At 58.2% G+C, this 7,338-nt stretch carries 7 protein-coding genes; 5 read left to right on the forward strand and 2 right to left on the reverse strand.

Annotation, left to right across the window (positions count from 1 at the left end; genetic code table 11):
- On the reverse strand, nucleotides 1-211 hold a 211-nt coding region (locus ACIQVE_RS27090), incomplete at its 3' end, for an ATP-dependent Clp protease adaptor ClpS (protein WP_402814485.1).
- 224 nt (nucleotides 212-435) lie between these two features.
- Between ACIQVE_RS27090 and cspD the strand changes: the two genes are divergently transcribed.
- Nucleotides 436-699, forward strand: a complete 264-nt coding sequence (gene cspD / locus ACIQVE_RS27095; protein ID WP_402814488.1) for a cold shock domain-containing protein CspD — start codon at nucleotides 436-438, stop codon at nucleotides 697-699.
- Between the two features lie 79 nt (nucleotides 700-778).
- On the opposite strand, the gene icd is transcribed toward cspD, so the two are convergent.
- Nucleotides 779-2,035: an NADP-dependent isocitrate dehydrogenase gene (icd, locus tag ACIQVE_RS27100; protein ID WP_402814491.1), complete on the reverse strand. Its 1,257-nt coding sequence runs from the start codon at nucleotides 2,033-2,035 to the stop codon at nucleotides 779-781.
- A gap of 479 nt (nucleotides 2,036-2,514) precedes the next feature.
- On the opposite strand from icd, the gene ACIQVE_RS27105 reads away from it, so the two are divergent.
- From ACIQVE_RS27105 to hflD, 4 genes are all read left to right on the forward strand, one after another.
- Complete coding sequence (locus ACIQVE_RS27105; RefSeq protein ID WP_402814493.1) at nucleotides 2,515-4,740, forward strand: NADP-dependent isocitrate dehydrogenase; 2,226 nt, start codon at nucleotides 2,515-2,517, stop codon at nucleotides 4,738-4,740.
- 197 nt (nucleotides 4,741-4,937) lie between these two features.
- Nucleotides 4,938-5,384 (forward strand): NUDIX hydrolase, encoded by a 447-nt coding sequence (locus ACIQVE_RS27110; RefSeq protein ID WP_402814496.1) that lies wholly within the window; start codon nucleotides 4,938-4,940, stop codon nucleotides 5,382-5,384.
- Nucleotides 5,385-5,443: 59 nt separating this feature from the next.
- Nucleotides 5,444-6,568: a tRNA 2-thiouridine(34) synthase MnmA gene (mnmA, locus tag ACIQVE_RS27115; RefSeq protein WP_402814498.1), complete on the forward strand. Its 1,125-nt coding sequence runs from the start codon at nucleotides 5,444-5,446 to the stop codon at nucleotides 6,566-6,568.
- The gene (gene hflD / locus ACIQVE_RS27120; protein WP_402814500.1) at nucleotides 6,565-7,188 is read left to right on the forward strand and encodes a high frequency lysogenization protein HflD; all 624 of its coding nucleotides are present in this window, start codon (nucleotides 6,565-6,567) and stop codon (nucleotides 7,186-7,188) included. The genes mnmA and hflD overlap by 4 nt, the downstream gene beginning before the upstream one ends.
- Nucleotides 7,189-7,338 lie beyond the last annotated feature (150 nt).

Below are 7,338 nucleotides of genomic sequence, written 5' to 3' on the forward strand. Positions count from 1 at the left end.
AAAACACCTCGAGCACTTCGACGACGAAATCCATCGGTGTGTAGTCATCATTAAACAAAACCACCTTGTACATCGGCGGTGCCTGTAACGCAGGCTTTGCTTCCTGAACAGCAACGCCCGCCGAATCGTCGTCGCGTTCCTCCGGGTGATCCTTTTGGAGAGTCGGGCGATCCTGATTGAATGTTAGTCGAATCTGGCTGATTGCATGCATGGAAAGAAAGGTTCGTCAGTTGTGCAAATACAGTGGTGGGGGCGGTTGCGCACGTTTTCAACTCCGACTGCCCGGTCACCTTGACTATCGGGAAAACGGTGTTACAACCAATAGAGCCCACAGTGGGTAAAAAAGATCCGCGGAGTCAATCCTTTTAACGGATTAGATTGCGGATGACTTGGATGATACTCCAGCGATGGAGTCTGTTGCAGAGGGATTTGAGCATGGCTGTCGGCAAGGTGAAATGGTTCAACAATGCCAAGGGGTACGGTTTCATCGTCGAGGATGGAAAAACGGAAGATCTGTTTGCCCACTACTCGGCCATCAAAATGGATGGTTATAAAACCCTGAAAGCCGGGCAAGCCGTTAGATTCGACATCATACAGGGCCCCAAAGGCCTGCACGCGGTGGAAATTAACTCGGTCGAAGTCCCAGAAATAAAAGAAGCGACCCCTGCTGGGCGCCAGGAACAAAAGGTTACCAGCTGACGCCCCAGTACCTTCAGCCATAAAAAAACGCCCGACTCGATCATCTCGAGTCGGGCGTTTTTGTTGCAGCCTGTTGCGCTTACATGTGCGAAATCAGCGCATCCCCAAAGCCCGAAGACGAAACCAGCTTGGCCCCCTCCATCAGACGTTCGAAGTCATAGGTCACGGTCTTGGCAGAAATCGCGCCGTTGGTGCCTTTGATGATCAGATCGGCCGCTTCAGTCCAGCCCAGGTGACGCAGCATCATCTCTGCAGACAGGATCAGTGAGCCCGGGTTGACCTGGTCCTTGCCAGCGTATTTCGGTGCAGTACCGTGGGTCGCCTCGAACATTGCGATGGTGTCAGACAAGTTGGCGCCCGGCGCAATACCGATACCGCCCACTTCCGCCGCCAGGGCGTCGGAGAGGTAGTCGCCGTTAAGGTTGAGGGTCGCGATCACATCGTATTCGGCCGGGCGCAGCAGGATCTGCTGAAGCATGGCGTCGGCAATGGCGTCTTTGACCACAACGTTTTTACCGGTTTTCGGGTTTTTGAACTGCATCCACGGGCCGCCGTCGAGCAGGGTCGCGCCGAATTCTTCAGCCGCCACCTCATAGGCCCACTCTTTGAAGGCACCTTCGGTGAACTTCATGATGTTGCCTTTGTGCACAATGGTCAGCGAATCGCGGTCGTTATCGACCACATATTGCAGGGCCTTGCGCGCCAGACGCTTGGTGCCTTCCAGGGAAACCGGCTTGACGCCGATACCGCAGTTTTCGTCGAAACGGATCTTGGTGACGCCCATTTCTTCTTTAAGGAATTTGATGACCTTGGTGGCTTCCGGCGAACCGGCCTTCCACTCGATACCGGCGTAGATGTCTTCTGAGTTCTCGCGGAAAATCGTCATGTCGACGTCGCCGGGCTTTTTAACCGGGCTTGGCACGCCTTCGAACCAACGCACCGGGCGCAGGCAGACGTAGAGGTCGAGTTGCTGACGCAGGGCCACGTTCAGCGAGCGGATGCCGCCACCGACCGGGGTGGTCAGCGGGCCTTTGATGGAAACCACGTAATCCTTGACTGCGTCCAGGGTTTCCTGAGGCAGCCAGGTGTCCTGATCGTAAACCTGAGTGGCTTTTTCCCCGGCGTAGACTTCCATCCAGGAAATCTTGCGCTTGCCGCCGTATGCCTTTTGAACTGCAGCATCGACAACCTTGATCATCACCGGACTGATGTCGACACCAATGCCGTCACCTTCGATGAAGGGGATGATCGGGTTATCAGGAACATTGAGAGAATGGTCTGCATTGACGGAGATTTTGTCGCCGACGGCTGGAACCTGAATCTTCTTGTAACCCATGCTGAACTCCATTGTTTGGATTGAACATCTGGCTTGGTTCGAGCGTAACCCAGTTAAATCAACACGCAAACCCTCTGTTCGCGGCGCAGGCACATCTGGTTTCGTACAAGCCTGAAAGCAAAGGGAAAAGCGCCAAACTCAAGCATTCGCGACGACTCTACGCCCCACCCTGCCCTGCGACCTTTAGACCAATGGACGAGAATCGTTGCATATGAACCATCGGCAGATTGCCAGCTACCTATGTATAATGCCGGCCGCTGACCACAGGGTCACGACGGCTGGCCTGTCTAGAACGAGACTTTCCGCCCTATAGCCAGGTTGTTATCGCAGCCTGACTGCTCGACGCTCAACGATGCACCCAACATCACCGCGAAGAATCTCGACATTCGGTTCATGGATGACTTTGAACGAACGCGCTTACCCGGCGCCCCTCGAGTTTCTGCGCACGCTTTAGCAAAGAAGAGAGAGTTAATCCGAATATGCCCAACCGCTCGAAGATCATCTATACCTTCACCGACGAAGCCCCAGCCCTCGCCACCTATTCCCTGCTGCCGATCATCGAGGCTTACACCGCCTCGGCCGATATCGCCGGGGCCACCCGCGCGATCGCTCTGGCAGCGCGCAGCCTGGCCACCGGCCCCGAGCAACTCGGCGCCCCAGCCGTAGCCGACCACCTCGCCGAACTGGGCGACCTGGCTGTTACGCCTGAAGCCAACATCATCAAGCTGCCGAACATCAGTGCTTCGGTTCCGCAGCTGCAAGCCGCGATCAAAGAGCTGCAAGCTCAGGGTTACAACCTGCCGGTCTACCCGGAAACCGTGACCAGCGACGCCGACAAAGACGCCAAGGCGCGTTACGACAAGATCAAGGGCAGCGCCGTGAACCCGGTTCTGCGCGAAGGCAACTCCGATCGTCGTGCACCGCTGTCGGTCAAGAACTACGCACGCAAGCACCCGCACAAAATGGGCGCCTGGGCCAAAGACTCCAAGTCCCACGTCGCTCACATGAGCACCGGCGATTTCTACGGCAGCGAAAAAGCTGCCCTGATCGACGCCGCTGACGCTGTGAAAATCGAGCTGATCGCCAAAGACGGTACCGCTACCGTCCTGAAAGAAAAGACCACCGTTCAGGCTGGCGAGATCCTCGACTGCGCCGTGATGAGCAAAAACGCCCTGCGTTCGTTCATCGCTGCTGAAATCGAAAGCGCCAAGGCTCAAGGCGTGCTGCTGTCGGTTCACCTGAAAGCGACCATGATGAAGGTCTCCGACCCGATCATGTTCGGCCAGATCGTTGCCGAGTTCTATAAGGACGCGCTGACCAAGCACGCTGACGTGCTGGCCCAGATCGGCTTCAACCTGAACAACGGCATCGGCGATCTTTACGCCCGTATCAAAGCCCTGCCGGCCGATCAGCAAGCGCAGATCGAAGCTGACATGGCTGCGGTCTACGCGGCTCGTCCGTCGCTGGCGATGGTCAACTCCGACAAAGGCATCACCAACCTGCACGTGCCGAGCGACGTTATCGTCGACGCCTCGATGCCGGCCATGATCCGTGACTCCGGCAAGATGTGGGGCACTGACGGTCAGTTGCACTACACCAAGGCTGTGATCCCGGATCGTTGCTACGCAACGATCTACCAGGCCGTGATCGAAGATTGCAAAGCCAATGGCGCTTTCGATCCGACCACCATGGGCAGCGTGCCAAACGTTGGCCTGATGGCTAAAAAAGCCGAAGAATACGGTTCCCACGACAAGACCTTCCAGATCAAGGCTGACGGCGTGGTTCGCGTGACTGACAGTAAAGGCACCCTGCTGATGGAGCAGGCTGTTGAAGCCGGCGACATCTTCCGCATGTGCCAGACCAAAGACGCGCCGATCCAGGATTGGGTCAAACTGGCCGTAAACCGTGCTCGCGCAAGCAGCACTCCAGCGATTTTCTGGCTGGACCCGATGCGCGCTCACGATGGCGTAGTGATCGAGAAAGTTCAGGCGTACCTGAAGGATCACGACACCACCGGTCTGGACATCCAGATCATGGCGCCGGTCGACGCAATGAAGTTCACCCTGCAGCGCACCCGCGAAGGCAAAGACACCATCTCGGTGACCGGTAACGTACTGCGCGACTACCTGACTGACCTGTTCCCGATCATGGAACTGGGCACCAGCGCCAAGATGCTGTCGATCGTGCCGCTGATGAACGGCGGTGGCCTGTTCGAAACCGGCGCTGGCGGCTCGGCTCCCAAGCACGTGCAGCAACTGGTCGAAGAGAACTTCCTGCGCTGGGATTCGCTGGGTGAGTTCCTCGCCCTGGCAGCCTCGCTCGAGCATTTGGGTGTGAACTACAACAACCCGAAAGCACTGGTGCTGTCCAAGACTCTGGACCAGGCTACCGGCCAGTTCCTCGACAACAACAAGTCGCCATCGCGCAAAGTCGGCAACATCGACAACCGCGGCAGCCACTTCTATCTGGCAATGTACTGGGCCCAGGCTCTGGCCGCGCAGACCGAAGACACTGCACTGCAAGCGCAGTTCACGACTTTGGCCAAGACTCTGACCGAGAACGAAGCAACCATCGTTGCCGAGCTCAACGCCGTTCAGGGCAAGCCAGTCGATATCGGCGGTTACTACCACGCCAATGCCGAGCTGATCAGCAAGGCCATGCGCCCAAGCGCAACCCTCAACGCGGCGATTGCTGCGCTGGTTTAAGGTTGTAAAGGGAACATCACAAACCCCGGCCTGGTGCCGGGGTTTGTGTTTTCAGAGTTCACACTCCCCTTTGTGGGAGCGAGCTTGCTCGCGAATGCGGTTTATCATTCAACACCCTCATTGACTGACCCACCGCTTTCGCGAGCAAGCTCGCTCCCACAGGGAACCGATTTTAATCCAGCATCTGAGGACAACTCATGGAATGGCTCCCCCACATCACCGTCGCCACCATCGTCGAGGACAACGGCCGCTTCCTGATGGTCGAAGAGCACAAGGCCGGCCGTAACGTGCTCAACCAGCCCGCCGGTCATCTCGATCCGAATGAAACCCTGATCGACGCCGCAATCCGCGAGACCCTCGAAGAAACCGGCTGGGACGTCGAACCCACCGGCGTGATCGGCATTTACCTCTACACCGCACCCAGCAATGGCGTGACTTACCAACGTATCTGCTTCGCCGCCAAAGCGCTGAAACACCACCCGGATTATCAACTCGACGACGGCATTGTCGGCGCCAAGTGGCTGACCCGCGACGAATTAATCGAGCAGCGCGAGCACTGGCGCAGCGAGCTGATCATCCGTTGCATCGATGATTATCTGGCGGGCCATCACTTCGGCCTCGAATTGATCCGTCCTTCTCTTTAGCCTTGAGGCCGTGAGCCTGATAGAATCGCGTCCTTTTTAAAGACACTCATTGAATCCCTATGCGTGATCCAGCCCCTTCTGACACATCCAAGAAGCGCGTCATTGTCGGCATGTCCGGCGGCGTGGACTCTTCCGTTTCCGCTCTCCTGCTGATCGAGCAGGGTTACGCGGTGGAAGGCCTGTTCATGAAGAACTGGGAAGAAGACGACGGAACGGAATACTGCACCGCCATGGACGACCTGGCGGATGCCCAGGCTGTCTGCGACAAGATCGGCATCAAGTTGCACACCGCCAACTTCGCGGCCGAGTACTGGGACAACGTGTTCGAGCACTTCCTGGCCGAATACAAGGCCGGACGCACGCCGAACCCGGACATCCTGTGTAACCGCGAGATCAAGTTCAAGGCGTTCCTCGACTACGCCATGGTGCTAGGCGCAGACCTGATCGCCACCGGCCACTACGTGCGCCGCCGCGACATTGATGGCCGCACCGAACTGCTCAAAGGCCTCGATGCCAACAAGGATCAAAGCTACTTCCTGCACGCCGTCGGCGGCGAACAGATCGCCAAGACTCTGTTCCCGGTTGGCGAACTGGAAAAGCCTGAAGTCCGCGCAATTGCCGAGAAATACGAGCTGGCGACCGCCAAGAAGAAGGATTCCACCGGGATCTGCTTCATCGGCGAGCGTCGCTTCAGCGACTTTCTCAAGCAATACCTGCCGGCACAACCGGGCGAGATCAAGACCACCGAAGGTGAAATCATCGGCCGTCACCACGGCTTGATGTACCACACCATCGGCCAGCGTCAGGGCCTCGGGATCGGCGGTTTGAAAGATGCCGGCGACGAGCCGTGGTACGTGCTGCGCAAGGATCTGGACAATAACGAACTGATCGTCGGCCAGGGCAACAACCATCCGTGGCTGTTCTCCAGCGCCCTGCTCGCTTCGGAAATCTACTGGGTCAACCCGGTCGATCTGAGCCAGCCACGTCGCCTGACCGCCAAAGTGCGTTATCGCCAGAGTGATCAGGCCTGCACGCTGGAGCAGACCGCAACCGGTTACCGCGCCGTGTTCGACGAGCCGCAACGCGCGGTAACACCGGGCCAGTCCGTGGTGTTCTACGACGGTGAAATCTGCCTCGGTGGCGGCGTGATCGAAGTCGCCGAGCCGTGGAGCGGCCAGGCATGAGCCCGACTCAGGAGCAACTGACGGCGCTGGGCGGTGTGTTTCTCGCCGCCGTGCTGGTCGACCGGATCGCCAAAAGCGGCCAGACCAGCGAAGCCGGCCTGACCTGCATGCTCGGCAGTCTGTTGGTACGCGACCCGAAAGACACCCTGGACGTGTACGGCGGCGACGACCTCAATCTGCGCGAGGGCTATCGCGCACTGATCGGCGCCCTTGAACGCGACCCGAGCACGCTGCAACGCGAACCGCTGCGCTATGCCCTGTCGATGCTCGGCCTTGAGCGGCAACTCGCCAAGCGCAACGACATGCTCGATGCGATCGGCAAGCGTCTGCCGCAGATCCAGTCGCAGGTCGAACATTTCGGCCCGGCTCACGAAAACGTTATTGCCGCCTGCGGCGCGCTGTATCAGGACACCCTGAGCACGCTGCGCCAACGCATTCAGGTGCACGGCGACATGCGCAACCTGCAACAGCCAAGCAACGCCTCGAAGATTCGTGCCCTGCTGCTCGCCGGGATTCGCTCGGCACGCCTGTGGCGTCAGCTCGGCGGCCATCGCTGGCAGTTGGTTGTCAGCCGGCGCAAGCTGCTCAAAGAGCTGTATCCGCTGATGCGCAACGAGTAAATCGCCTGCAACAAACGTTTTGTAGTCTGTAACGCGTAATACGCCGGTCAGTTGGCAACGGACCGGCGGATTTTTTCATGTATGATACGCGCCCCATTTCGTTGCCCGACTGTCCGAGAACACCCCATGCAGCTTTCTTCGCTCACTGCG

It is taken from the genome of Pseudomonas sp. NPDC098747 (assembly GCF_044760045.1).
Lineage (GTDB): Bacteria > Pseudomonadota > Gammaproteobacteria > Pseudomonadales > Pseudomonadaceae > Aquipseudomonas.

Excerpts from the sequence above, each read along its gene's own strand:
- cspD (WP_402814488.1), top strand. The coding sequence starts at position 436 with ATGGCTGTCGGCAAGGTGAAATGGTTCAACAATGCCAAGGGGTACGGT.
- ACIQVE_RS27110 (WP_402814496.1), top strand. The coding sequence starts at position 4,938 with ATGGAATGGCTCCCCCACATCACCGTCGCCACCATCGTCGAGGACAAC.
- mnmA (WP_402814498.1), top strand. The coding sequence starts at position 5,444 with ATGCGTGATCCAGCCCCTTCTGACACATCCAAGAAGCGCGTCATTGTC.
- ACIQVE_RS27105 (WP_402814493.1), top strand. The coding sequence starts at position 2,515 with ATGCCCAACCGCTCGAAGATCATCTATACCTTCACCGACGAAGCCCCA.
- icd (WP_402814491.1), bottom strand. The coding sequence starts at position 2,035 with ATGGGTTACAAGAAGATTCAGGTTCCAGCCGTCGGCGACAAAATCTCC.
- hflD (WP_402814500.1), top strand. The coding sequence starts at position 6,565 with ATGAGCCCGACTCAGGAGCAACTGACGGCGCTGGGCGGTGTGTTTCTC.